The following is a 23,173-nucleotide window of genomic DNA, read 5'->3' as shown; positions in this document are numbered from 1 at the left end:
CCGGCTGGAATTTCACGAAAATTCCCGCCGCTCCTCCCCCCCGCACCCTCTGAACTTTGAGGATTTGAGATGAACCAGGAAATCACCAACAACCCGTTCAACCCGCTGACCCCGCAAAAGGCCTTTGACGAGATCAAGGTGTCGCTCGCGTCGCCCGAACGGATCCTCAGCTGGTCCTTCGGCGAGATCAAGAAGCCCGAGACGATCAACTACCGCACGTTCAAGCCCGAGCGTGACGGGTTGTTCTGCGCGCGCATCTTCGGCCCGATCAAGGACTACGAGTGCCTCTGCGGCAAGTACAAGCGCATGAAGTATCGCGGCGTCGTCTGCGAGAAATGCGGCGTCGAGGTCACCCTCCAGAAGGTGCGCCGCGAGCGCATGGGCCACATCGAGCTGGCCGCGCCCTGCGCCCACATCTGGTTCCTGAAGTCGCTGCCCTCGCGCATCGGCCTGATGCTGGACATGACCCTGCGCGACCTCGAGCGGATTCTCTACTTCGAGAACTACGTCGTGATCGAGCCGGGCCTGACCGACCTGACCTACGGCCAGCTGATGACCGAGGACGAGTTCCTCGACGCGCAGGACCAGTACGGCATGGACGCCTTCACCGCCAATATCGGCGCCGAGGCGATCCGCGAGATGCTGTCGCAGATCGACCTCGAGGCCGAGGCCGAGCAGCTGCGCGAGGAGCTGAAGGAAGCCACCGGCGAACTGAAGCCCAAGAAGATCATCAAGCGTCTGAAAGTGGTCGAGAACTTCCTCGAGAGCGGCAACCGCCCCGAGTGGATGATCATGACCGTGATCCCGGTCATTCCGCCGGAACTGCGCCCGCTGGTTCCGCTGGACGGCGGCCGCTTCGCGACCTCGGACCTGAACGACCTCTATCGCCGGGTGATCAACCGCAACAACCGCCTCAAGCGCCTGATCGAACTGCGCGCGCCGGACATCATCGTCCGCAACGAGAAGCGGATGCTGCAGGAATCCGTCGACGCTCTGTTCGACAACGGCCGCCGCGGCCGCGTCATCACCGGCGCCAACAAGCGCCCGCTGAAGTCGCTCTCGGACATGCTCAAGGGCAAGCAGGGCCGGTTCCGTCAGAACCTGCTCGGCAAGCGCGTGGACTTCTCGGGCCGTTCGGTCATCGTGACCGGCCCGGAGCTGAAGCTGCACCAGTGCGGCCTGCCGAAGAAGATGGCGCTCGAGCTGTTCAAGCCCTTCATCTACTCGCGGCTCGAGGCCAAGGGCCTTTCCTCGACGGTGAAACAGGCCAAGAAGCTCGTCGAGAAAGAGCGCCCCGAGGTCTGGGACATCCTCGACGAGGTGATCCGCGAGCACCCGGTGCTGCTGAACCGCGCGCCGACCCTGCACCGCCTGGGCATCCAGGCCTTCGAGCCGGTCCTCATCGAGGGCAAGGCGATCCAGCTGCACCCGCTCGTCTGCTCGGCCTTCAACGCCGACTTCGACGGTGACCAGATGGCCGTGCACGTGCCGCTCTCGCTCGAGGCGCAGCTCGAGGCGCGGGTCCTGATGATGTCCACGAACAACGTGCTGTCGCCGGCCAACGGCGCGCCGATCATCGTGCCGTCGCAGGACATGATCCTGGGTCTCTACTACACCACCATCATGCGCGAAGGCATGAAGGGCGAGGACATGGTCTTCGGCTCGGTGGAAGAGGTCGAACACGCGCTGAACGCGGGCGAGGTGCATCTGCACGCCAAGATCCACTGCCGCGTGAAGCAGATCGACGACGAAGGCCAGGAGGTCATCCGCCGCTACGAGACCACGCCGGGCCGCGTGCGCCTGGGCGCGCTTCTGCCGCTCAACACCAAGGCCCCCTTCGAGCTGGTCAACACGCTTCTGCGGAAGAAGGACGTGCAGCGCGTCATCGACACCGTCTACCGCTACTGCGGCCAGAAGGAATCGGTGATCTTCTGCGACCAGATCATGTCCATGGGCTTCAAGGAGGCGTTCCGCGCGGGCATCTCCTTCGGCAAGGACGACATGGTCATTCCGCAGGACAAGTGGTCGATCGTCGAAGAGACCCGCGAGCAGGTCAAGGACTTCGAACAGCAGTACATGGACGGCCTGATCACCCAGGGTGAGAAGTACAACAAGGTTGTGGACGCCTGGTCGAAGTGCAACGACAAGGTGACCGAGGCGATGATGTCGACCATCTCGGCGGCCAAGACCGACGAGAACGGCGCCGAGGCAGAGCCGAACTCGGTCTACATGATGGCCCACTCCGGCGCCCGTGGCTCGGTGACCCAGATGAAGCAGCTGGGCGGCATGCGCGGCCTGATGGCCAAGCCGAACGGCGACATCATCGAGACGCCGATCATCTCGAACTTCAAGGAAGGTCTGACCGTTCTTGAATACTTCAACTCGACGCACGGCGCCCGGAAGGGTCTGTCGGACACCGCGTTGAAGACGGCGAACTCGGGTTACCTGACCCGCCGCCTGGTGGACGTGGCGCAGGATTGCATCGTGCGTCTGCACGACTGCGGCACCGACCGGTCGATTACCGCCGAGGCGGCGATCTCCGACGGTGAGGTGGTGGCCTCGCTCGGCGAGCGCCTGCTGGGCCGCGTCGCGGCCGAGGACATCCTGAAGCCGGGCACCGACGAGGTCCTGGTCAAGGAAGGCCAGCTCATCGACGAGCGCACCTCGGATGCCATCGAGGAGGCCGCGGTCCAGAACGCGCGCATCCGCTCGCCGCTGACCTGCGACGCCGAAGAGGGTGTCTGCGCCATGTGCTACGGGCGTGACCTTGCGCGCGGCACCATGGTCAACACCGGCGAGGCCGTGGGCATCATCGCGGCGCAGTCGATCGGCGAGCCGGGCACCCAGCTGACCATGCGGACCTTCCACATCGGCGGCGTCGCCCAGGGTGGCCAGCAGAGCTTCCTGGAGGCCTCGCAGTCGGGCAAGATCGAATACGAGAACCCGAACACGCTGGTGAGCGCAGCCGGTGACCTTCTGGTCATGGGCCGCAACATGAAGATCCGCATCGTCGGTGAGGATGGCGCCGAGCGCGCCAGCCACAAGGTCGGCTACGGCACCAAGCTCTTCGTCCAGGAAGGCCAGGACATCGAGCGCGGTGACAAGCTCTTCGAGTGGGACCCCTACACCCTGCCGATCATCGCCGAGAAGGACGGTGTGGCCCGTCACGTCGACCTGGTGAACGGCGTCGCCGTCCGCGAGGAGACCGACGAAGCCACCGGCATGAGCCAGAAGATCGTGACCGACTGGCGCGCCGCGCCCAAGGGCAACGAGCTCAAGCCCGAGATCATCCTTCAGGACGAGAACGGCGAGCCGGTGCGCAACGACCAGGGCAACCCGGTCACCTACCCGATGTCGGTGGATGCGATCCTCTCCTGCGAGGACGGCGAGTCGGTCAAGGCCGGCGACGTCGTGGCGCGGATCCCGCGCGAGGGCGCGAAGACCAAGGACATCACCGGCGGTCTGCCGCGTGTGGCCGAGCTCTTCGAGGCACGCCGTCCGAAGGACCACGCCATCATCGCGGAAATCGACGGCTACGTGCGCTTCGGCAAGGACTACAAGAACAAGCGCCGTATCACCATCGAGCCGGCGGACGAGAACCTCGATCCCAAGGAATACATGATCCCCAAGGGCAAGCATATTCCGGTGGTCGAAGGCGATTACGTCCAGAAGGGCGACTACATCATGGACGGCAACCCCGCGCCGCATGACATCCTGTCGATCATGGGTGTCGAGGCGCTGGCGAACTACATGATCAACGAGGTCCAGGACGTCTACCGGCTGCAGGGCGTGAAGATCAACGACAAGCACGTCGAGGTCATCGTCCGGCAGATGCTGCAGAAGTGGGAGATCCTCGACAGCGGCGACACCACGCTCCTCAAGGGCGAGCATGTCGACAAGATCGAGTTCGACGAGGCCAACGCCAAGGCCGAGAAGAAGGGCGGGCGCCTGGCCAAGGGCGAGCCGATCCTGCTCGGCATCACCAAGGCTTCGCTGCAGACCCGGTCCTTCATCTCGGCGGCCTCCTTCCAGGAGACCACCCGCGTGCTCACCGAGGCCTCGGTGCAGGGCAAGGTGGATAACCTCCTGGGTCTGAAGGAAAACGTGATCGTGGGCCGGCTGATCCCGGCAGGCACCGGCGGCGCGATCAACCGCGTCGAGAAGGTCGCCTCGGACCGAGACAACGTGGTGATCGAGGCGCGCCGGGCGGAGGCCGAAGAGGCCGCCCGCCTCGCCGCCCCGGCCGAGGATCTCGCCGGTGGCGAGAGCCTCGACACGGTGATCGAGGACACCTCGGAAAGCCGCGAGTAAGCGCCGCGCGAGAGAGAAACAGAAAAAGGCCCCCGGCGGATCGCCGGGGGCCTTTTTCGTTGGCGGGGTTGAGGTGTGTGTAGGGGCCGGGGCACTCGCTGCGGGCCGTGCGTGGTCAGGAGCGACGGGGCAGGGGGGCGGTCGCTGCGGCTACGACGGGTCAGGAGCGGTGGTGCTGTGACGCGAGATCCGCGCAGGCACGGGGCCCCGGGGGCGCGGACACCGGCCCGCGGTTCAGAAATCGGCGTGTGGGGCAGGGGGGTAGAGCGAAGGCTGAGACAGGAAGGGGCCACTCAAAGGCCCATAGGCCTCGCACTGCTACGAGGCGTGGGGAAAAACGTCCCTAAAACAGGCCACTTCAACCGCCCCCGAGGCGCCGCGCGCCTTACCCGCAGCCCGCGATCTCCACCGCGTGGCTCTGGCCGAGCACGGTGAAGGTCAGCGCCGAACGGTCGAGCGCGAAGGGCTTCTGCTCCATGTGGCGGATCTCGGTCGCGGCGATCAAAGTGCCGCCCTCGCGCCGGGTCGCGGGTTCGGCGACCCAGAGGTAGGGATTGCCGGTCTCCACCACGGTCTCTTCCTCGCGGCCCGCCGGCGGCATCTCGATTCGCGCCTCGAGCCGCAGCCCGTCGCCCTCGCGCGGGGCGATGGAGCAGCTCACCCCCGCGACCCCCACCTCCTCGGCGGAAAAGGGCCGGTCGGCCAGCGCCGCCACGATCGCCGGGTCGCGCGCGCCCTGGCCCGCGGGCAGGAGCCCTGAGAAGCGCAGCTCGTGCGGCATGCAGATGTCCTTGCAGACCCCCAGCTGCATGTCGCCCGCCAGCCGCACGTCGCCGGGCCCCGCGGGCCGCACGGCCAACGGCAGGACCAGCTCCGTCTCGTAGCCGATGCTGCGCATCCCGGCCTGGTCGAAGACCTCGGGCCGGGGCCAGATCACCGAGACGCCGCCGAGGTTGTCGGACCCGCGCCAGCCGAACTCGGGCGGGATGCCGGCGTCGCCCGGGGCGCGCCAATAGGTCTTCCAGCCGGGCGCCAGCTTCAGGTGCAGCGCGGCGATATGGGTGCCGTCGGCGCGCCGCCATCCCGGGCGCAGCTCGGCCGCGACCACGGCGTCGAGCTCTTCGGCCGGGGCAGGCGCGGGGGTGACGGTGAGGGCGAGCGCCGCGGCGGCGGCGAAAAGACTGGCACGGATCATCGCACCGATCTGCCGCGTTGGGGGTGAAATGAAAAGTCACGTCTCGGAGACAAGCCGCGACCTTGCGCCCCCGCGCGCCCGCCGCCATGCTGAGAAGGTCATGCAAGGACAGGACATGTTATCCACCGACCCGGAAACCGATCTGACCGGCCGCATGCTGATCGCCATGCCCGGGATGGAGGACCATCGCTTCGACCGCGCGGTGGTCTTCATCTGCGCGCATTCCGAGGACGGCGCCATGGGGCTGATCGTGAACAAGCCCGCGCCGGGGATCGAGCTGGCGACCCTGCTCGAACAGCTCGAGATCGACATGGTCGAGGGCCTGGGCATGGAGCCGGTCTTCTTCGGCGGCCCTGTGGAGACCGGGCGCGGCTTCGTGCTGCACAGCAGCGACTTCCAGTCGGATGTGACCTCGCTCGACGTGACCGAAGGGCTGGCGATGACCGCGACGCTCGACATCCTCGAGGAGATCGGCGCGGGGCGCGGCCCGGCGCGGCGGCGGATGTGCCTGGGCTACGCGGGCTGGGGGCCGGGGCAGCTCGAGGCCGAGCTGCAGGCCAACGGCTGGCTGGTCTGCGATTCCTCGGACGCGCTGGTCTTCGGGCCGGATGCCGCCGCCACCTGGGAGGCGGCGCTGGCGTCGCTGGGGGTGTCCTCGCTGATGCTCTCGGCCGAGGGCGGGCAGGCCTGAAGGGCTGGGCCTGCGCGTGAGAGTGGTGGGCCTAAGATGTTGATTCGAAATCGTTACTTGTGAGTCGCGCGGCCTGAATTTTGGCGGGTTGAGCGCCGTTTCAGCACGCCCTCACGCTGCCCAGTGAAACTCGCGTTAACCAAAACGCCGGGCCGCGCTGGCCCCCTCACACGTTACGCCAAACCCCCACCTACCGCGGCGCGGCGGCGCGGCTCAGCCGGTCGTTGATCGCGATCCCCAGCCCGCGGTGCGGCACCGGGGCGACGGCGATGACCGAGCGCCCCATGCGGTCGAGCGCGTGCAGATGCGCGAAGAGATTGGCCGCCGCTTCGGTCAGATCCTCGCGCTCCGAGAGGTTCAGATCGCAGGGCATCTCGCCGAAGCCCAGCCGCGCCTCGCCCTCCTGCCATTCCGCCGCGTTGAGCCGCATTTCGGCGCGCGGCGCGTAATGCGAGGGCGTCTGCCCGGGGGCCGAGATCGCCTCGGTGTCGCGCCGGGTGAAGACCCGCGCGCCCAGCGTCTCGGCCAGGGCCTCGGCGGTGATCCCGCCGGGCCGCAGGAGCGTCGGCTTGCCGGTCAGCCCCAGGATCGTCGATTCGAGCCCCACCTCGGCGGGCCCGCCGGCCACCACCGCGTCGATCCGCCCGTCGAGCGTGTCGAGCACATGTTCGGGCCGGGTCGGGCTGATCCGCCCGGAGCGATTGGCCGAGGGCGCCGCCACCCCGCCGCCGAAGGCCGAGAGGAGCTGCCGGGCGACCGGATGCGCGGGCATGCGGATGCCGACCGAGCCCAGCCCCGCCGTCACCAGCTTCGACAGGGGCGCGCCGTCCCGCAGAGGCAGCACCAGGGTCAGCGGCCCGGGCCAATAGGCGGCGGCCAGCGCCTCGGCGGCCTCGGACCAGACCGCCAGCGCCTTGGCCTGGTCGAGGCTCGCGACATGGGTGATCAGCGGGTTGAAATCCGGCCGGTCCTTGGCCGCGAAGATCCCCGCGACCGCGGCATCCGAGGAGGCATCTGCGCCGAGCCCGTAGACGGTCTCGGTCGGAAAGGCGACGAGTCCGCCGCGGCGCCAGATCTCCGTGGCGCGCGTGATGTCGGCCTCTGCCAAGGTCAGACGTTCGGTCATCCTGGGCCCCCGACCCCGTGACGCGGCGTTTCTGTTGCCGGGTCGCACCCTTGCAATACAGGTTTTGCCAAGTAGAACCATGCTCTGGCTTGGGTCGCCTCCCTAGTGGAAGCCGCCGCCCTTGCCAAGACGCCGAGGAGATGTGTCATGCCTTATGCGGCGCCCGTTGCGGATTTCCGGTTCCTGTTCGACCACGTGGTCGACCTGGCCCGCGTGACCGAGAAGGATCGATATGCCGATGCCACCCCCGACGTGGTCGAGGCGATCCTGACCGAGGCCGGCAAGCTCAGCGAAGAGGTCATCGCCCCCACCCGCCGCAACGGCGACACCGACGGCGCGCGGCTGGAGAACGGCGTGGTGCGCACCTCCAAGGGCTTCAAGGAGGCCTACCAGGCGCTGGCCGAGGGCGGCTGGGTCGCCATCGCCGCGGGCCAGGAGCACGGCGGCATGGGCCTGCCGCAGGCCATGGCCACCGCGGTCAACGACATGCTGTCGGCGGCGAATCTCTCGCTGCAGCTCTGCCCGCTCCTGAGCCAGGGCCAGATCGACGCGCTCGAGGCCTGGGGCTCGGAGGAGCTGAACGCGCTCTACCTGCCGAAGCTCATCTCGGGCGAATGGACCGGCACGATGAACCTGACCGAACCGCAGGCGGGCTCGGACGTCGGCGCGGCGCGGGCCAAGGCCGAGCCCAACGGCGACGGCTCCTACGCGGTCAGCGGCCAGAAGATCTACATCTCCTGGGGCGATCACGACGTGGCCGAGAACGTCTGCCACCTGGTGCTGGCGCGGCTGCCCGACGCCGCCCCCGGGACCAAGGGTCTGAGCCTCTTCATGGTGCCGAAATACATCCCCGACGCCGAGGGCAACCTCGGCCCCGCGAACAGCCTGCGGGTCGTCTCGCTCGAGGAAAAGCTGGGCCTGCACGGCTCGCCGACCGCGGTGATGGAATACGACGGCGCCCAGGGCTGGCTCGTGGGCGAGCCCAACGGCGGCATCAAGGCGATGTTCACCATGATGAACAACGCCCGGCTCGGCGTCGGCGCCCAGGGTGTCGGCATCGCCGACGGCGCCTATCAGCACGCGCTGGCCTATGCCCAGGACCGCACCCAGGGCAAATCGCATCTGCCCGACGCCACCGGCAGCATCGTCGATCATGCCGATGTGCGCCGGATGCTGGCCTCGATGAAGGCCGATGTCTTCGCTGCCCGCGCCATCGCGCTCGCTTGCGGCGTGGCGATCGACATGGCCCGCGCCGGCGGCGAGGCCGAATGGGAGGCGCGCGCCGCGCTCCTGACGCCCATCGCCAAGGCCTTTGGCACCGAGACCGGCATCCGCGTCGCCAACGAGGGCGTGCAGGTCCACGGCGGCATGGGCTTCGTCGAGGAGACCGGCGCGGCGCAGTTCTTGCGCGACGTCCGGGTGACCGCGATCTACGAGGGCACCAATGGCATCCAGGCCATGGACCTCGTTGGCCGCAAGATGATGGACGGCGGCGAGGCGGCCTTCCTGCTTCTGGACGAGATCGAAGGCTTCGCCGAGACCGCCCGCAGCGAGATGCCGGACCTCGCCGAGCCGGTCTGGCAGGCCACCGAGACCCTGCGCGAGACGGTCGAATGGCTGGTCGCCGAGAAGGACATGAACGCGCGCTTCGCGGGCTCCATGCCTTTCCTCATGGGCTTCGCCCGGGTGCTCGGCGGCTATTACCACCTGCGCGCGGCTAAGGCCGATCCCGAGGGACCCCGGGCGCGGCTGGCGCGCTTCTACATCACCCGGCTCCTGCCGGAACACGCGGGGCTCCTGGCCCATGCGCGCGGCGGGGCCGAGGACCTCTATGCGATCACGCCGGACGACCTCGCGGCATGAACGTGGCGGCGCGCGGCATAAGGTATCCTTGGGAGGAGCCGCCCGCCGAGGGTGAGGCCATCGAGGTGGCCGAGGGCGTGCTGTGGCTGCGGCTGCCGCTGCCCATGGCGCTCGATCACGTCAATGTCTACGCGCTGGACGACGGCGACAGCTGGACCGTGGTCGACACCGGGGTGCACAGCCGCCGCGCCGTGGCGATCTGGGAGGCGCTTCTGGCCGGGCCGCTCAAGGGCAAGCCGGTGGGGCGGGTGATCCTGACCCATCACCATCCCGACCACGTCGGCATGGCCGGCTGGTTCAAGGAGCAGCACGGCGCCGAGATCGTCACCACCCGCACCGCCATGCTCATGGCGCGGATGCTGACGCTCGACGAACAGGCCCGCCCGACCGAAGAGACCCTGCGCTTCTGGCGGCGCTGCGGCATGGAACGGCGGATCTACGACGAGCGCGCCGCCAGCCGGCCCTTCAATTTCGCCGACATCGTGCATCCGATCCCGCTGGGCTACAGCCGGATCAAGGAGGGCGACCGCATGGTCATCGGCGGCCGCGACTGGACCGTGCGGATCGGCAACGGCCATGCGCCGGAACATGCGACCTTCTGGTCCGAGGACGGCGAGCTGGTGCTGGCGGGCGACCAGATCCTGCCCTCGATCAGCTCCAACATCGGGGTCTATGCCACCGAGCCCGAGGCCGACCCGGTCGCCGACTGGATCGAGGCCTGCACCCGGCTCAGCGAGCATGCCACACCCGAGCAACTGGCCCTTGGCGGGCACAAGCGGCCCTTCCGGGGCATACCGACGCGGCTGCGCCAGCTGGTCGACAACCACCACGGCGCGCTGGGGCGGCTCGAGGCCTTCCTGGCCGAAGAGCCGCGCAGCGCCGCGGAATGTTTCCCGCCGCTCTTCATGCGCCGCATCTCGGACGGCGAATACGGGCTCGCCATGGTCGAGGCCATGGCCCATTGCCTGCACCTCTGGCACCACGGCCGGGCCGAGCGTCACCTCGACGCCGCCGAGGCGTGGCGCTTTCGCGCCATATAGGGCGGATGCGGCCATTCGCGCGCCCGTGGCGGCGTGACAGCCCCGCTCGAATCCGCTAGATCGCGGGCCGACACGCAGTTTGGAAGGATACCAGCCATGGCCGAACACAAGCACGGCGAGATGGACATCAAGGACCACGAGAAGACCTTCGCGGGGTTTGTCACCTTCACCATCCGCACGGTGGTCGTGATCCTCGTGGCGGTGGTTCTGCTGGCGATGTTCAACGCCTGATCGGCGCCGCGCAAAGCGCGAGGGAGGGGACGGTTCATGCGGAAGAGATTCCCGCGCCTGCCGGCGCTGCCGGTCCTTGCGGCCCTGGCGCTGGCCGCCTGCGCCGAGCCGCAGAGCAACGCCGCCTCTCCCGAGGAAATCACCCGCGCGGCCTATCGCCATGACGGGCCGCCGGCGCTGACGCTCTACACCATGGTGTCGAACAACTCCGGCGCCGGGGCCCATACGAGCCTGATGATCAACGGCTCGCAGCGGGTGATCTTCGATCCCGCGGGCTCGGTGAAACACCCCCAGATCCCCGAGAAGGGCGACGTGCTCTACGGCATCACGCCCGAGGTGGCGCGCTTCTACGAAAGCGCCCATGCCCGCGAGACCTATCACGTCGTGGTGCAGCGCGTTGAGGTGAGCCCCGAGGTCGCCGAACGGGCGCTGCGGCTCGCCATGGCCAATGGCGCGGTCGGACCGATGTTCTGCACCAGCGAGACCGCGGGCATCCTGCGCCAGCTGCCGGGCTTCGAGAGCATCTCTCCGGTGCTCTTCCCCAAGCGGCTGGCCGAACAGTTCGGCGCGGTGCCCGGCGTCGAGACCCGGGCGGTCTACGAGAGTGACGCCGACGACAAGACCGAGGCCGTCGAAGCCTTCCGGAAGTCCGGCGGCGCCTGAGGGCATCTGAGCGGGGAAGGGAATTTGGCGCGCGGGCCGTCTCAGGCAGGGTCGTTGGTCCCCGCATGCTCCCGGAACTGCAGCTTAGAAAAGCGCGTGGCAGGGCCTGACCTTCGCACCGCGCCCCTCTGACCTCAGCCCAAGACCCGGCGCCTCAGCGCAACGGCAGGACCGACCGGCCCCCGAGCCTCAGCCCAGGAACCCGAGCCCCAGCCCCAGCACCGCTGCGCCGGTCAGCATGGCGGCGGGCACGTTCTTCGACCAATAACCCACCGCGAAGGTGACGAGCGCCGCCACGAAGCGCACCGGCTCGAACTCGCCGCCGGTGCCGCGCGGCCAGATCACCAGAGGCGCGATCAGCGCCGGCAGCACCGCCACGGCGGTGTAGCGCAGGTGGCGCAGCACCCAGGGCGGCATCTCACGGTCGCCCACGAGGCCGAGGAACAGGAACCGCATCCCGAAACTGCCGAGCCCCAGCCCGACGATGACGATCCAGAGGGTGCCGGTGTCGATCATGTCCGCGTTCCTTCCGCGCTCCGCGCCTCGAGCCGGCGCTCGGTCTCGGCGCCCGCGACCATGCCGATGATCCCGCCGACGATCAGGCCGAGGTTGAAGGGCAGCCAGGCGAAGACCAGCGAGCCGGTCACCGCCGCCAGGGCCGCTACCACGTGGGCGGGCGTGCGCAGCATCGGCCCGATCATCGCCAGGAAGGCGATGGGCAGCGCGAAGTCGAGCCCGTAGCCCGTCGAGATCGCCCCGCCGACAAGCGCGCCCAGAATCGTCGCGAGATACCAGACCGGGCAGATCGGCGTCGCCACGCCCAGGAAGTAGCCGAAGCGCTGGGCGGCGCTTTCCGCCGGGTGGCGCTCGTAGTCGAGCGCGGCGCAGGCATAGACCTGGTCGACCAGGAAATAGGCCGCCACCGCGCGCTTCCAGAACGGCAGCTTGCCGATATAGGGGGTCATGGCGGCGGAATACATCGCCATCCGCAGGTTGATCGCCAGGGCCGAGGCCAGGATGATCAGCACCGGCGCCTGGTCCTGCAGAAGTTGCAGCGCGGCGAACTGCGAGGCCCCCGCGATCACCACCACCGAGAAGGACAGCGCCTCGAAGACCGAGAGCCCCGCCTCGGTCGCCAGCACGCCGAACAGCATGCCGAAGGGCACGATCACCAGGAGGAAGGGCAGCCCGTCCTTCACGCCGCGCCGATAACTTGACATTACGTCCGAACCCGCCATGACTTCTGCCCCGACCTTTGCTTGCGCGAAGGCTTAGCCCCGTGGCAGGGAATGTGCAAATGCCTGACAATGCCGACGAACCCGGCGATTACCTGATCGCCCCCGCGCCCCAGGGGCCGGGCCTGACCCGCCGCGTCACCGGCCGCGACCAGACCGGCGCCGAGGTCGAGATCCCGGTCGTCGAAGAGCGCCCCCTGACGATCTATCTCAACGGCCAGGAGATCGTCACCGCCATGACCATCGGCGACCATCCGCGCTACCTCGCGGTGGGCTTCCTGCGCAACCAGGGGATGCTCGGCGACGGCGAGCGGGTGACCGCCATCGACTTCGACGAGGAGCTCGAGACCGTGGTGGTGCGCACCGCCTTGCAGACGAGCTACGAGGAGAAGCTGCGCAAGAAGACCCGCACCTCGGGCTGCGCGGTGGGCACCGTCTTCGGCGACATGATGGAGGGGCTCGAGGGGCTGGAGCTGCCGCAAACCGAGGTCCGCGCCTCCTGGCTTTACACACTCGCCCGGAAGATCAACACGACGCCCTCGCTTTACCTCGAGGCCGGGGCGATCCACGGCACGGTGCTCTGCCAGGGCGACCGGCCGCTGGTCTACATGGAGGACGTCGGCCGCCACAACGCCGTCGACAAGATCGCCGGCTGGATGTTCCTTGAGGATGTGCCGCCGGGCGACAAGATCCTCTATACCACCGGGCGGCTGACCTCGGAGATGGTGATCAAGACCGCGCTCATGGGCATCCCGGTCCTTGCCTCGCGCTCGGGCTTCACCGCCTGGGGCGTGGAGATCGCCCGCCAGGTCGGGCTGACCTGCATCGGGCGGATGCGCGGCAAGCGCTTCACCTGCCTCGCGGGCGACGCGCGGCTTTTGCGCGACATCGACCCCGAGAGCGTGCCCGAGGAGGACCGCAAGTCCCGCCGCAAGGGGGCCGGCGCGTGAGCGCGCCGCTCGGTGTCATCCTCGCCGGCGGCAAGGCAACCCGCATGGGCGGCGGCGACAAGGGGCGGCTGGCGCTGCGCGGCGCCTCGCTGTTTGCCCATGTCACCGACCGGCTTGCCCCCCAGGTCGCGGGCCTGGCGCTGAACGCCAACGGCGACCCGGCGCGCTTTGCCGACCTCGGCCTGCCGGTCCTGCCCGACAGCCTGCCGGACTTCCCCGGGCCGCTCGCGGGTGTGCTGGCCGGGCTCGACTGGGCCGCCGAGGCGGGGGCCGAGACGCTGGTGAGTGTCGCCGCCGACACGCCGTTTTTCCCCCGCGACCTGGTGGCGCGGCTTCAGGCCGAGGCCCGCGGCATGGCGCATCCGCTGGTTCTGGCGGCCACGCCTGACCCCAAGCGCGGGCGCGTGCGGCATCCGACCTTCGGGCTCTGGCCCGTGGCGCTTCGCGAGGATCTGCGCGCGGCGCTCATGGCGGGCACCCGCAAGGTGGTGCTCTGGACCGAGGCCCACGGCGGGCGCGAGGCGCTCTTCGAGGACCCGGGCGATCCCTTCTTCAACGTCAACACGCCCGAGGATCTCGCCCGGGCCGAGGCGCTGGCGCCATGAGGATCTACGGCGTCACCGGCTGGAAGAACTCCGGCAAGACCGGGCTGATGGAGCGGCTGGTCTCGGAGATCAGCGCGCGGGGCTTCTCGGTCTCCACGGTGAAACACGCCCATCACAGCTTCGACGTCGACCAGAAGGGCCGCGACAGCCACCGCCATCGCGAGGCCGGCGCCCGCGAGGTGCTCTTGTCCTCGCGCAACCGCGTGGCGCTGATGACCGAGCTGCGCGGCGCCGAAGAGCCGACGCTGGAGGCGCTTCTGACCCGGCTCGCGCCGGTCGACCTGGTGCTGATCGAGGGCTACAAGCGCGACCGCCACCCCAAGATCGAGGCCCATCGCGCCGAAACCGGCCAGCCGCTGATCGCCCCCGAGGACCCGACGATCCGCGCCGTGGCCTCGGACAGCGCCCCGGCGCTCGACCGGCCGGTCTTCGGGCTCGACGATACCGCGGCGATCGCCGATTTCATCCTCGCGGAGGTGGGGCTGTGAGACCCTTCGACCGCACCGTCATGGTCGATTGGTCGGGCGGCAACGACACCGGCCCGCGCCCGCGCAAGGACGCGATCTGGCTTTGCGAGGCGGGCGGGGATCCCGAATACCTGCGCAACCGGCAAGCGGCCGAGGCGCGCCTCGCGGCGCTGCTCGCAGAGGCGCGCGACGCGGGCGAGCGGGTTCTGATCGGCTTCGATTTCCCCTTCGGCTACCCGGCGGGCTTCGCCGAGGCGCTGACCGGGCGGGCCGATCCCTTCGCGCTTTGGGACTGGTTCGAGGCGGCGCTCGAGGATAGCCCGCGCGGCAACAACCGCTTTGCGCTGGCCGACCGGATCAACGCGCGCTTCCCCGGCACCGGGCCCTTCTGGTTCAACGGCGGCAACGCCGATCTGCCGCATCTGCCTCGGCGCGACACCCGCGCGGGCCACGGCATGGCCGAGCATCGCGCCGCCGAGGCGGGGATCAAGGGCGTCTTCTCGACCTGGCAGATGGGCGGCGCGGGCGCGGTCGGCGGCCAGGTGATGACCGGGCTGCCGGTCCTGAACCGGCTGCGGCGGCGCTTCGGCGCGGCGGTCTGGCCTTTCGAGCCCGAGGCGCTGGCGGAGGCGCCGGCAGTCTTCGTGGAGATCTGGCCGGGGCTCATCAACCGCGCGGTGAAGGCCGCCGAGACCGCGGGCGGCATCCGCGACGCTCACCAGGTGCGGCTTCTGGCACGGGCGCTCGCCACGCTGCCGCAGGAGGTGCTGGAGGGCATGCTCGCCGTCTCCGCCCCCGAGGAAGGCGCGATCCTCGGTGCCGGGCAGGAGGCCGCGCTGGAGCGCGCCGCGCGCCTGCAGCCGCCGCCCCTGCAGAACGATTGCTTCGCCCTGCCGCCGGGCGTCGACTGGACGCCGGTCGACGAGGCGCTGGCGCTTCTGCGCGACCGGCTGCGCCCGGTCACCGGGATCGAGACCGGCGATCTCTTCGAGGCCGAGGGCCGCATCCTCGCCGAGGACCTGCAGGCCCGCCGGGCCAACCCGCCGCATCCCAACAGCGCGGTTGACGGCTACGGCTTCGCCCATGCCGCGGCCCTGGCCGCCGCCGAGGAGGGCGCCGTGCACCTGCCGCTGCACCCCGGCCGCGCGGCCGCGGGCGCGCCGTTCCAGGGCGTGCTGCCCGAGGGCGCCGCGCTCCGCGTCCTGACCGGCGCGGATCTGCCCGCGGGCGTCGACACGGTCGTCCTCGAGGAGGACTGCGCGGTCGATGCTGCGGGCCTCGCCTTCCGCGGCCCGCCGAAGCGCGGCGCCAACACCCGCAAGGCCGGCGAGGACATGCAGGCGGGCGTCCGCATCCTCGCAGCGGGCCAGGTCCTGCGCCCGCCTGACCTCGCGCTGGCCGCCGCCACCGGGCATGGCGACCTGCCCCTCCGCGCCCGTCTGCGGGTCGCGGTGCTCTCGACCGGGGACGAGGTGGTGGACCCGGGCGCAGAAGCCGGGCCGGGGGTGATCTACGACGCCAATCGCCCGATGTTGCTCTCGCTCCTGCGGCGCTGGGGCCATGCGCCGCTGGATCTTGGCCGCATCCCCGACGACCGCGCGGCGCTCTCCGCCGCGTTCGACCGGGCGCGGGAGGAGGCCGATGTGCTCCTGACCTCGGGCGGCGCCTCGGCGGGCGACGAGGACCACGTCTCGGCGCTCCTGCGCGCCGCCGGGGCGATGACCGAATGGCGCATCGCGCTGAAGCCCGGCCGGCCCCTGGCGCTGGGCCTCTGGCAGGGGCTGCCGGTCTTCGGCCTGCCCGGCAACCCGGTCGCGGCCTTCGTTTGCACGCTGATCTTCGCGCGCCCGGCGCTGTCGCTCCTGGCCGGCGCGGGCTGGCAGGCGCCCCTGGGCCGCGAGGTGCCGGCGGGCTTTGCGAAGCGCAAGAAGCCCGGCCGCCGCGAATACCTGCGCGCGCGCCTCCGCGACGGCCGCGCCGAGGTCTTCCCTTCCGAGGGCTCCGGAAGGGTCTCGGGCCTGTCCTGGGCGGAGGGGCTGGTCGAGCTCGACGACGGCGCGCGCGAGATCTGCGAGGGCGATCCGGTGCGGTTCCTGCCTTTCTCCGAGTTCGGGCTGTAGGTCCTGGCGGTTCGGGCTTTTTGAGTGTGGGTCCGGGCCGCCTGCGGCGCCCCGGACCCGTAGGGGGCGCTGCCCCCTCTGCGGGCGTGCGCCCGCATTCACCCCCGAGGTATTTTGGCCAAGCTGAAGGGCTGGGGGTTGGGCTTTGGGGCCGGCGGTGGCGCTTCGGGGGTGAGCGGGGATTTTTTGGGGCTGGTGGCGCGGCTGGAGGGGTGGCGCGTTTTTGCTGGGCGTTGCCTTGTGGTCGGCGCCGGGATGTCGAGGGTTGGTGCTGGAGGTGGTTGCAGCGGCGTTCTGGGCGGCCGCGCCGCGCGGGGCGCTCAGTCGAAGGTGCCGGCGACGCGGCCGACGAGCATGAAGGCGCGGGCGCTGCGGGTGTCGGCGAAGGCGGTGATCTCGGTGTCGCTGGCCTCGGGTTCGAAGCGCGCCAGGCCCTTGTCGAAAAGCCGCAGGAAGTGATGCGCTGCGTCGCGGAAGATCGGGTCTTCCTTCATCCGCGTGCTGGTCAGCGCCAGCGAGGCGCGGTCGCGCACACCGCCGAGCGCCGCCGTGGGCCGCCCGCGTTCGCCCTGGGCGAAGCGGCGCCAGAGCTCGGGGCGCGCCATGTCCGGGCGCAGGTCGTCCATGTAGATGCCGTCCTGGCTGAGCAGGGTCAGCACGTCTTGGCTGGCCTGGATCAGCTGCGCGGCGGGGCGGTGCTTCAGCGCGCGGCGGAGGGCGGCGAAGCCGGCCTCGTCCTCGGCGGTGTCGGGGAAGTTCAGCGCGCGGATGAAATCGCCGTTGGGCAGGCTTTGCACGAAAACCTCGGCGGGCGTGCCGAGCGCCAGGTCGGGCTGGTCGGCGTCCGGGCCCTCGGGGCCCTGAGGGGCGCCCGCGCCGCCGCTGCCTCCCGCGCGCCGGCCGAGGCCCTCGCGGGCGCGGGTCGAGGTGAACATCGCCAGCGCGGTCTCGGTCTTCTTCTGGGTGGCGGCGATCTCGTCGAGCTTCTTGGCGATGGCCGCGCCGCTGTCGGCGCCGCCGTCGCGGCCGGACTGCTGGTGGGCGCGGCGCAGCGCCTCGACGGCGGCGTCGAGCCGCGCGGCCTCGGCGCGGATGATCCGCCCCGAGCGCACCGTCAGCGCGCCGACCCAAATGAGCCCGAGCGGCAGGACCAGCGCCAGGAGCGCCAGGAGCAGCACCGGGGCCCCCGTGCCTTCGCCCGTGCCGATGCCGCCCGCGGCCAGCGCCGCGCCGGCCAGCACCAGCCAGGCGAGCCCCGCCAGAAGCGCCGGACCCGCGACGCCCGCGGGCTCGGGGCGGTCCCGCGGGGGAAAGCCGCCGAGACCCTTGCCACGGCTCTCATTCGCGTCGGCCATTCTGCGCCGGCCCTTTCAGCCTTCAGACAAACTCGATCGAGAGGATCTCGTAGCTCTTTTCCCCGCCCGGGGTGCGGACCTCGACGCTGTCGCCCTCGTCCTTGCCGATGAGCGCGCGGGCGATGGGCGATTTCACGTTCAACAGGCCCTTCTCGATGTTGGCCTCGTGCTCGCCGACGATCTGCCAGACCTTCTCTTCCTCGGTGTCCTCGTCCACGACCTTGACCGTGGCGCCGAATTTCACCGCGCCCGAGAGGGTCTTGGGGTCGATCACCTCGGCGAGGCCCAGGATGCTCTCGAGTTCCTTGATGCGGCCCTCGATGAATCCCTGCTTCTCGCGCGCGGAATGGTATTCCGCGTTTTCCTTGAGGTCGCCTAGCTCGCGGGCCTCGGCGATGGCCTGGATGATCGCCGGGCGTTCCTCGGACTTCAGCGTCTTCAATTCGCGTTCGAGCGCGGTATACCCCGCGCGGGTCATCAATATCTTGTCCATGGTGTCGTCCGAACGTCTGATCTGCCGGGGCGCGGCCGCCGAAGGGGCCGCAAGCGGTTCTGAAATACCTGACCCGAAGGGCCTCTGATTGCAAGGGCGCACAGGCACTTGCGCGGGCGGGCAAGCGCCCGTTTGCGCGCCAAAGGGGCGCTGCGGGGCGGGCTGGCGCCCCGCGGGACGCGGTGTCACAATTGACCCTCCCGGCCCCCAGCCTCTAATTCAGGGCAAGTTTGACAGCGAAGCGGGCCGCGCCGGGCGGTCCTGAAGGGAGAGACATGACCGATATCCAGCGCGAAGCGATGGAATACGACGTGGTGATCGTCGGAGCCGGGCCCGCGGGCCTGTCCGCCGCGATCCGGCTCAAGCAGCTCGATGCCGATCTCGAGGTCGTGGTGCTGGAGAAGGGCTCCGAGGTGGGGGCGCATATCCTCTCGGGCGCGGTGCTCGACCCGTGCGGGCTCGACGCGCTGATCCCCGACTGGAAGGAGAAGGGCGCGCCCCTGAACGTGCCGGTCAAAGAGGATCACTTCTACCTGCTGGGCGAAGAGGGCAAGGTCCGGGTGCCGAACTGGCCGATGCCGCCGCTGATGAACAACCACGGCAACTACATCGTCTCCATGGGCAACGTCTGCCGCTGGATGGCCGAACAGGCCGAGGCGCTGGGCGTCGAGATATTCCCCGGCATGGCCTGCTCGGAACTGGTCTGGGGCGACAACGGCGAGGTCAAGGGCGTCGTGGCCGGCGAGTTCGGGCTGAACGCCGACGGCAGCCAGGGCGAGGGCTACGAGCCCGGCATGGAGCTGCACGGCAAATATGTCTTCCTGTCCGAAGGCGTGCGCGGTTCGCTCTCCAAGCAGGTGATCGCGAAATACGGGCTCGATGCGGACAGCGAACCGCAGAAGTTCGGTCTCGGCATGAAGGAAATCTGGGAGATCGACCCCGAGAAGCACCGCGAGGGTTCGGTCACCCACACCATGGGCTGGCCGCTCGGCAAGAACGCCGGCGGCGGCTCCTTCATCTACCACCTCGAGAACAACCAGGTTTACGTGGGCTTCGTGGTGCACCTGAACTACGAGAACCCGCATCTCTACCCCTACATGGAGTTCCAGCGCTTCAAGCATCACCCGATGGTCGCGGAGCTGCTGGAGGGCGGCAAGCGCGTCGCCTATGGCGCGCGGGCGATCACCGAGGGCGGCTATCAGTCGATGCCGAAGATGGTCGCGCCGGGCGTGGCGCTGCTGGGCTGCTCGGTGGGCATGGTCAACGTGCCGCGCATCAAGGGCAACCACAACGCCATGCTCTCGGGCAAGGCGGCGGCCGAGGCGGCGCACAAGGCGCTGCAGGCAGGCCGGGCCTCGGACGAGCTGGCCGACTACGAGAAGGAGGTCCGCGAGGGCGCCATCGGCCAGGACCTCAAGAAGGTGCGCAACGTCAAGCCGCTCTGGTCGAAATACGGGCTCACCACCAGCCTGGCGCTGGGTGGGCTCGACATGTGGACCAACACGCTGGGTTTCTCGGTGCTGGGCACGATCAAACACGGCAAGAGCGACGCGGCGGCCACCGGCAAGGCCTCGGAGCACGCCAAGATCGACTACCCGCGACCGGACGGCAAGCTGAGCTTCGACCGGCTGACCAATGTCTCCTTCGCGGCCACCAACCACGAAGAGAGCCAGCCCGCGCATCTCAAGCTCAAGGAGCCCGAGAAGCAGGTCGAGGTGGACTGGAAGCTCTATGCCGGGCCCTCGCAGCGTTACTGTCCGGCGGGCGTCTACGAGTTCGTGACCCCCGACGAGGGCGGCGAGCCGCGCTTCGTGATCAACTTCCAGAACTGCGTGCACTGCAAGACCTGCGACATCAAGGATCCCGCGCAGAACATCGTCTGGACCACGCCGCAGGGCGGCGACGGGCCGAACTACCCCAACATGTGAGCCGCACAGCGGCGCCATACGGGAACGTGACGGATGGGGCGGCCTGCGGGCCGCCCCTTGCATTGCAAGCCGGTGAGCCGCGGGTTTACCATCGCCCGAACGAGGTTCGAGCCGAAGGAATGCCGCATGACGGGCACTAACCGCCACTGGATCCGGGCTGGCCTGCTGGCCGCCGCGATGACGCTGCCGGGCGCCGCGGGGGCGCAGGGCGTCGCCGGCGACTACCTGGCCGCGCGCCACGCCGGGATGACCGGCGATTTCGCCGCGGCGGCGGAATATTACGACCGCACCCTGATGCACGACGGCGAGAGCCCGGAGTTCCTCGAACGCGCGGCGCTGGCGCATCTCTCGCTCGGCAATGTCGCGCGGGCGGCGGACCTTGGCCAGCGGGTCATCGCGCAGAACCAGAGCACCCAGGTCGGCCAGATGGCGGTGCTCGCCCGCGAGATGGGCCTCGAGAACTACGGCGCGGTGCTGGCCGCGATCGACGAGAACCGCGGCGCGGGGCCGCTGGTCGACGGGCTGATCCGGGCCTGGTCGCTCCTGGGGCAGGGGGACATGTCCTCGGCGCTCAACGCCTTCGACGCGGTGGCCGACACCCAGGGGCTGGCGCCCTTCGCGGGCTACCACAAGGCGCTGGCGCTGGCCTCGGTCGGGGATTTCGAGGGCGCGGAGGCGCTCTTTTCCCAGGAGATGGGCGGCGGCGTCGATGCCACCCGCCAGGCGATCATCGCCCGCGCCACGGTGCTGAGCCAGCTTGGCCGCGCCGAGGACGCGCTGGAGCTGATCGACCGCTCCTTCAGCGCCGAGTTCGACCCCGAGCTGCGCGCGCTGGTGGCGGCGCTCGAGGAGGGCGAGCCGGTGCCCTTCGACCGCATCCGCGGCGCCAAGGACGGGCTGGCCGAGACCTTCTACACCATCGGCTCGGCGCTCAGCGCCGAGGCCAGCGAGGATTTTGTGCTGCTCTACGCCCGCGTGGCCCAGCATCTCGCGCCCGATCACACCGACGCCACGCTGATGGCCGCGGAGCTTCTGCGCGCCCTCGGCCAGTTCGAGACCGCCGCCGAGACCTATGACACCGTGCCCCGCGACGACCCGGCCTTCCATGCCGCCGAGATCGGCCGCGCCGAGGCCCTGCGCGAGATCGGCCGCACCGATGCCGCGCTCGAGGCGCTGCAGAGCCTGGCCGAGACCCATGGCGAGCTGCCGGTGGTGCAATCCACCCTGGCCGATTTCCTGCGCCGCCAGGACCGCTACGAGGCCGCCATCGCCGCCTACAGCCGGGCGCTCGACAGCTATTCCGAGCCCGACCGGGCGCAGTGGTTCCTCTATTACGCCCGCGGCATCGCGCAGGAGCGCTCGGGCAACTGGGAGGCCGCCGAGGCCGACTTCCGCGCCGCGCTCGAGCTCAACCCCGAGCAGCCGCAGGTCCTGAACTACCTGGGCTATTCGCTGGTCGAACAGCAGGAGAAGCTCGACGAGGCGCTGGACATGATCGAACGGGCGGTGGCCGCCCGGCCCGATGCGGGGTATATCGTCGACAGCCTGGGCTGGGTCTACTACCGGCTCGGGCGCTACGACGAGGCCGTGGGCCAATTGGAACGCGCCGCCGAGCTGATGCCCATCGACCCTGTGGTCAACGATCACCTGGGCGACGCCTATTGGGCGGTGGGCCGCGAGCTCGAGGCGGAATTCATGTGGAAACGCGCGCTGTCCTTCGTCGACTTCGAGGATGTGTCCGAGGATGCCGACCCCGATCGCATCCGGCGCAAGCTCGAGGTCGGGCTGGACCGCGTGCTCGAAGAGGAAGGGGCCGCGCCCCTGAGCGTGGCCGCGGAGAGTGATGGTTGAGGAACAGGCACCCGCCAAGGTCAACCTCTCGCTGCACATCACCGGACAACGCCCCGACGGCTACCACCTGCTCGATTCGCTGGTGGTCTTTGCCGATCTGGGCGACGTGGTGCGCGTCGAGGAGGCCGATGAACTGACGCTCGAGGTGACGGGCCCGATGTCCGAGGGCGTGCCCCCGGGCGAGGAGAACCTGGTCCTGCGCGCGGCGCGCTTTCTCGACCCGGTGCGGGGCGCGCGGATCACTCTCGAGAAACATCTGCCCAGTGCGGCGGGCATCGGCGGCGGCTCCTCGGATGCCGCGGCGACGCTGCGCGCGCTGGCGGAGCTCTGGGGCATGCCGCTGCCACGCCAGGCCATGGCGCTCGGGGCTGATGTGCCGATGTGCCTGGTGCCGACGGCGCAGCGGATCTCCGGCGCGGGCGAGGGCGTGCGCGGGGTGCCGGGCCTGCCGGCGCTGCCTGCGGTGCTGGTGAACCCGGGGGTGTCGGTCTCGACCGCGACGATCTTCGCGGCGCTCGAGAGCCACGAGAACCCGCCGATGGCCGAGATCTGGCCCGCGACCCCCGATCCCGCCGCAGTGGCGGCCTTCCTGTCCGAGACCCGCAACGACCTCTCGGCCCCCGCCGAGGCCGAGGCCCCCGCGATTGCCGAGGCGCTCTCCGCGCTCGGCGAGGACGCGCTCTTCCAGCGCATGTCCGGCTCCGGCGCGACCTGCTTCGGCCTCTACGCGGATCTTCGCGCCGCCGAGGCCGCCGCCCAGCAGATCGCGGCGGTCCGGCCCGGCTGGTGGGTCCGCGCGGTGACGCTGAACCCGTAGGGGGTGAGGGGGGCAACCCGTGAGCGGGGTAAAGGGTGAGCGCGCGAACGGGAAGCGGCCCGAGGGGGTGAAGGCATAGGCCATTTATCCTCCTCACCCGCCTAGGATCTGATTTGAGCTCAGCGATGCCGCCTGGTGGGCGCAGCCCGCGACGACGTCCAATCACTCTGAATGCTTGGCCCTGCACCGCAACATCCAGCCTCGCCCACCATCTCAACAAAGGGCGCGCACC

The 23,173-nt window shown here is 69.8% G+C and carries 19 protein-coding genes; 13 read left to right on the top strand and 6 right to left on the bottom strand.

The features are described 5' to 3' along the window. Nucleotides 1–69: 69 nt before the first annotated feature. Nucleotides 70–4,311, top strand: a complete 4,242-nt coding sequence (rpoC, locus tag LR948_RS03880; protein WP_232752598.1) for a DNA-directed RNA polymerase subunit beta' — start codon at nt 70–72, stop codon at nt 4,309–4,311. Nucleotides 4,312–4,696: 385 nt separating this feature from the next. Here the strand turns inward: rpoC and LR948_RS03875 are convergent, their stop codons facing one another. Further along, complete coding sequence (locus tag LR948_RS03875) at nt 4,697–5,506, bottom strand: protein-disulfide reductase DsbD domain-containing protein (protein ID WP_232752597.1); 810 nt, start codon at nt 5,504–5,506, stop codon at nt 4,697–4,699. Between the two features lie 115 nt (nt 5,507–5,621). Here LR948_RS03875 and LR948_RS03870 point away from each other — a divergent pair, with 115 nt between their 5' ends. After that, nucleotides 5,622–6,197, top strand: a complete 576-nt coding sequence (locus tag LR948_RS03870) for a YqgE/AlgH family protein (RefSeq protein ID WP_232752596.1) — start codon at nt 5,622–5,624, stop codon at nt 6,195–6,197. A gap of 190 nt (nt 6,198–6,387) precedes the next feature. Here LR948_RS03870 and LR948_RS03865 read toward each other — a convergent pair whose 3' ends face one another. After that, nucleotides 6,388–7,323 (bottom strand): L-threonylcarbamoyladenylate synthase, encoded by a 936-nt coding sequence (locus tag LR948_RS03865; protein WP_232752595.1) that lies wholly within the window; start codon nt 7,321–7,323, stop codon nt 6,388–6,390. Nucleotides 7,324–7,470: 147 nt separating this feature from the next. Between LR948_RS03865 and LR948_RS03860 the strand changes: the two genes are divergently transcribed. From LR948_RS03860 to LR948_RS03845, 4 genes are all read left to right on the top strand, one after another. After that, complete coding sequence (locus LR948_RS03860; RefSeq protein ID WP_232752594.1) at nt 7,471–9,186, top strand: acyl-CoA dehydrogenase family protein; 1,716 nt, start codon at nt 7,471–7,473, stop codon at nt 9,184–9,186. Next, the gene (locus LR948_RS03855; protein ID WP_232752593.1) at nt 9,183–10,226 is read left to right on the top strand and encodes an MBL fold metallo-hydrolase; all 1,044 of its coding nucleotides are present in this window, start codon (nt 9,183–9,185) and stop codon (nt 10,224–10,226) included. Before LR948_RS03860 ends, LR948_RS03855 begins: the two co-directional genes overlap by 4 nt. 96 nt (nt 10,227–10,322) lie before the next feature. Continuing rightward, nucleotides 10,323–10,457 carry an aa3-type cytochrome c oxidase subunit IV gene (locus LR948_RS03850; protein WP_232752592.1) on the top strand — a complete coding sequence of 45 codons (135 nt, stop codon included), beginning with the start codon at nt 10,323–10,325 and terminating at the stop codon, nt 10,455–10,457. A 36-nt stretch (nt 10,458–10,493) separates the two neighbouring features. Then, on the top strand, nt 10,494–11,120 hold the full coding sequence (locus LR948_RS03845; RefSeq protein WP_232752591.1) for a hypothetical protein: 627 nt from the start codon (nt 10,494–10,496) through the stop codon (nt 11,118–11,120). Between the two features lie 189 nt (nt 11,121–11,309). Here LR948_RS03845 and LR948_RS03840 read toward each other — a convergent pair whose 3' ends face one another. Together LR948_RS03840 and LR948_RS03835 are read right to left on the bottom strand one after the other, a co-directional pair. Continuing rightward, nucleotides 11,310–11,636 (bottom strand): AzlD domain-containing protein, encoded by a 327-nt coding sequence (locus tag LR948_RS03840; protein ID WP_232752590.1) that lies wholly within the window; start codon nt 11,634–11,636, stop codon nt 11,310–11,312. Further along, entirely contained in the window at nt 11,633–12,358 is a 726-nt protein-coding gene (locus LR948_RS03835; protein ID WP_370634859.1) for an AzlC family ABC transporter permease, read from the bottom strand. The genes LR948_RS03840 and LR948_RS03835 overlap by 4 nt, the downstream gene beginning before the upstream one ends. A gap of 59 nt (nt 12,359–12,417) precedes the next feature. Here LR948_RS03835 and LR948_RS03830 point away from each other — a divergent pair, with 59 nt between their 5' ends. Genes LR948_RS03830 through glp form a run of 4 tightly spaced genes read left to right on the top strand, consistent with a single transcriptional unit; the run spans nt 12,418 to nt 16,497 of the window. Continuing rightward, nucleotides 12,418–13,305 carry a formate dehydrogenase accessory sulfurtransferase FdhD gene (locus tag LR948_RS03830; RefSeq protein ID WP_232752588.1) on the top strand — a complete coding sequence of 296 codons (888 nt, stop codon included), beginning with the start codon at nt 12,418–12,420 and terminating at the stop codon, nt 13,303–13,305. Further along, nucleotides 13,302–13,910 (top strand): molybdenum cofactor guanylyltransferase MobA, encoded by a 609-nt coding sequence (mobA, locus tag LR948_RS03825; RefSeq protein WP_232752587.1) that lies wholly within the window; start codon nt 13,302–13,304, stop codon nt 13,908–13,910. The genes LR948_RS03830 and mobA overlap by 4 nt, the downstream gene beginning before the upstream one ends. Then, the gene (gene mobB / locus LR948_RS03820; protein WP_232752586.1) at nt 13,907–14,398 is read left to right on the top strand and encodes a molybdopterin-guanine dinucleotide biosynthesis protein B; all 492 of its coding nucleotides are present in this window, start codon (nt 13,907–13,909) and stop codon (nt 14,396–14,398) included. Before mobA ends, mobB begins: the two co-directional genes overlap by 4 nt. A 20-nt stretch (nt 14,399–14,418) precedes the next feature. Continuing rightward, the gene (gene glp, locus LR948_RS03815) at nt 14,419–16,497 is read left to right on the top strand and encodes a gephyrin-like molybdotransferase Glp (RefSeq protein WP_232752638.1); all 2,079 of its coding nucleotides are present in this window, start codon (nt 14,419–14,421) and stop codon (nt 16,495–16,497) included. 320 nt (nt 16,498–16,817) lie between these two features. Here the strand turns inward: glp and LR948_RS03810 are convergent, their stop codons facing one another. After that, nucleotides 16,818–17,852, bottom strand: a complete 1,035-nt coding sequence (locus tag LR948_RS03810; protein WP_232752585.1) for a hypothetical protein — start codon at nt 17,850–17,852, stop codon at nt 16,818–16,820. Between the two features lie 22 nt (nt 17,853–17,874). After that, nucleotides 17,875–18,345 carry a transcription elongation factor GreA gene (gene greA, locus LR948_RS03805; RefSeq protein ID WP_232752584.1) on the bottom strand — a complete coding sequence of 157 codons (471 nt, stop codon included), beginning with the start codon at nt 18,343–18,345 and terminating at the stop codon, nt 17,875–17,877. A 275-nt stretch (nt 18,346–18,620) separates the two neighbouring features. Here greA and LR948_RS03800 point away from each other — a divergent pair, with 275 nt between their 5' ends. From LR948_RS03800 to LR948_RS03790, 3 genes are all read left to right on the top strand, one after another. Further along, the gene (locus LR948_RS03800) at nt 18,621–20,273 is read left to right on the top strand and encodes an electron transfer flavoprotein-ubiquinone oxidoreductase (protein WP_232752583.1); all 1,653 of its coding nucleotides are present in this window, start codon (nt 18,621–18,623) and stop codon (nt 20,271–20,273) included. Nucleotides 20,274–20,399: 126 nt separating this feature from the next. Further along, nucleotides 20,400–22,124 carry a tetratricopeptide repeat protein gene (locus LR948_RS03795; RefSeq protein ID WP_232752582.1) on the top strand — a complete coding sequence of 575 codons (1,725 nt, stop codon included), beginning with the start codon at nt 20,400–20,402 and terminating at the stop codon, nt 22,122–22,124. Beyond that, nucleotides 22,117–22,941, top strand: a complete 825-nt coding sequence (locus LR948_RS03790) for a 4-(cytidine 5'-diphospho)-2-C-methyl-D-erythritol kinase (protein WP_232752581.1) — start codon at nt 22,117–22,119, stop codon at nt 22,939–22,941. Before LR948_RS03795 ends, LR948_RS03790 begins: the two co-directional genes overlap by 8 nt. Nucleotides 22,942–23,173: the final 232 nt, after the last annotated feature.

The sequence above is a fragment of the Roseivivax sp. GX 12232 genome (assembly GCF_021272185.1).
Lineage (GTDB): Bacteria > Pseudomonadota > Alphaproteobacteria > Rhodobacterales > Rhodobacteraceae > Roseivivax.
The sequence above is the reverse complement of the archived record's forward strand: the minus strand, read 5'-3'. Positions and strand labels throughout refer to the sequence as shown.

Excerpts from the sequence above, each read along its gene's own strand:
- LR948_RS03835 (WP_370634859.1), bottom strand. The coding sequence starts at position 12,358 with ATGGCGGGTTCGGACGTAATGTCAAGTTATCGGCGCGGCGTGAAGGAC.
- LR948_RS03790 (WP_232752581.1), top strand. The coding sequence starts at position 22,117 with ATGGTTGAGGAACAGGCACCCGCCAAGGTCAACCTCTCGCTGCACATC.
- LR948_RS03840 (WP_232752590.1), bottom strand. The coding sequence starts at position 11,636 with ATGATCGACACCGGCACCCTCTGGATCGTCATCGTCGGGCTGGGGCTC.
- mobB (WP_232752586.1), top strand. The coding sequence starts at position 13,907 with ATGAGGATCTACGGCGTCACCGGCTGGAAGAACTCCGGCAAGACCGGG.
- LR948_RS03870 (WP_232752596.1), top strand. The coding sequence starts at position 5,622 with ATGTTATCCACCGACCCGGAAACCGATCTGACCGGCCGCATGCTGATC.
- glp (WP_232752638.1), top strand. The coding sequence starts at position 14,419 with ATGGTCGATTGGTCGGGCGGCAACGACACCGGCCCGCGCCCGCGCAAG.
- LR948_RS03795 (WP_232752582.1), top strand. The coding sequence starts at position 20,400 with ATGACGGGCACTAACCGCCACTGGATCCGGGCTGGCCTGCTGGCCGCC.
- LR948_RS03855 (WP_232752593.1), top strand. The coding sequence starts at position 9,183 with ATGAACGTGGCGGCGCGCGGCATAAGGTATCCTTGGGAGGAGCCGCCC.
- LR948_RS03865 (WP_232752595.1), bottom strand. The coding sequence starts at position 7,323 with ATGACCGAACGTCTGACCTTGGCAGAGGCCGACATCACGCGCGCCACG.
- LR948_RS03810 (WP_232752585.1), bottom strand. The coding sequence starts at position 17,852 with ATGGCCGACGCGAATGAGAGCCGTGGCAAGGGTCTCGGCGGCTTTCCC.
- LR948_RS03860 (WP_232752594.1), top strand. The coding sequence starts at position 7,471 with ATGCCTTATGCGGCGCCCGTTGCGGATTTCCGGTTCCTGTTCGACCAC.
- LR948_RS03850 (WP_232752592.1), top strand. The coding sequence starts at position 10,323 with ATGGCCGAACACAAGCACGGCGAGATGGACATCAAGGACCACGAGAAG.
- LR948_RS03800 (WP_232752583.1), top strand. The coding sequence starts at position 18,621 with ATGACCGATATCCAGCGCGAAGCGATGGAATACGACGTGGTGATCGTC.
- rpoC (WP_232752598.1), top strand. The coding sequence starts at position 70 with ATGAACCAGGAAATCACCAACAACCCGTTCAACCCGCTGACCCCGCAA.
- greA (WP_232752584.1), bottom strand. The coding sequence starts at position 18,345 with ATGGACAAGATATTGATGACCCGCGCGGGGTATACCGCGCTCGAACGC.
- LR948_RS03845 (WP_232752591.1), top strand. The coding sequence starts at position 10,494 with ATGCGGAAGAGATTCCCGCGCCTGCCGGCGCTGCCGGTCCTTGCGGCC.
- LR948_RS03830 (WP_232752588.1), top strand. The coding sequence starts at position 12,418 with ATGCCTGACAATGCCGACGAACCCGGCGATTACCTGATCGCCCCCGCG.
- LR948_RS03875 (WP_232752597.1), bottom strand. The coding sequence starts at position 5,506 with ATGATCCGTGCCAGTCTTTTCGCCGCCGCCGCGGCGCTCGCCCTCACC.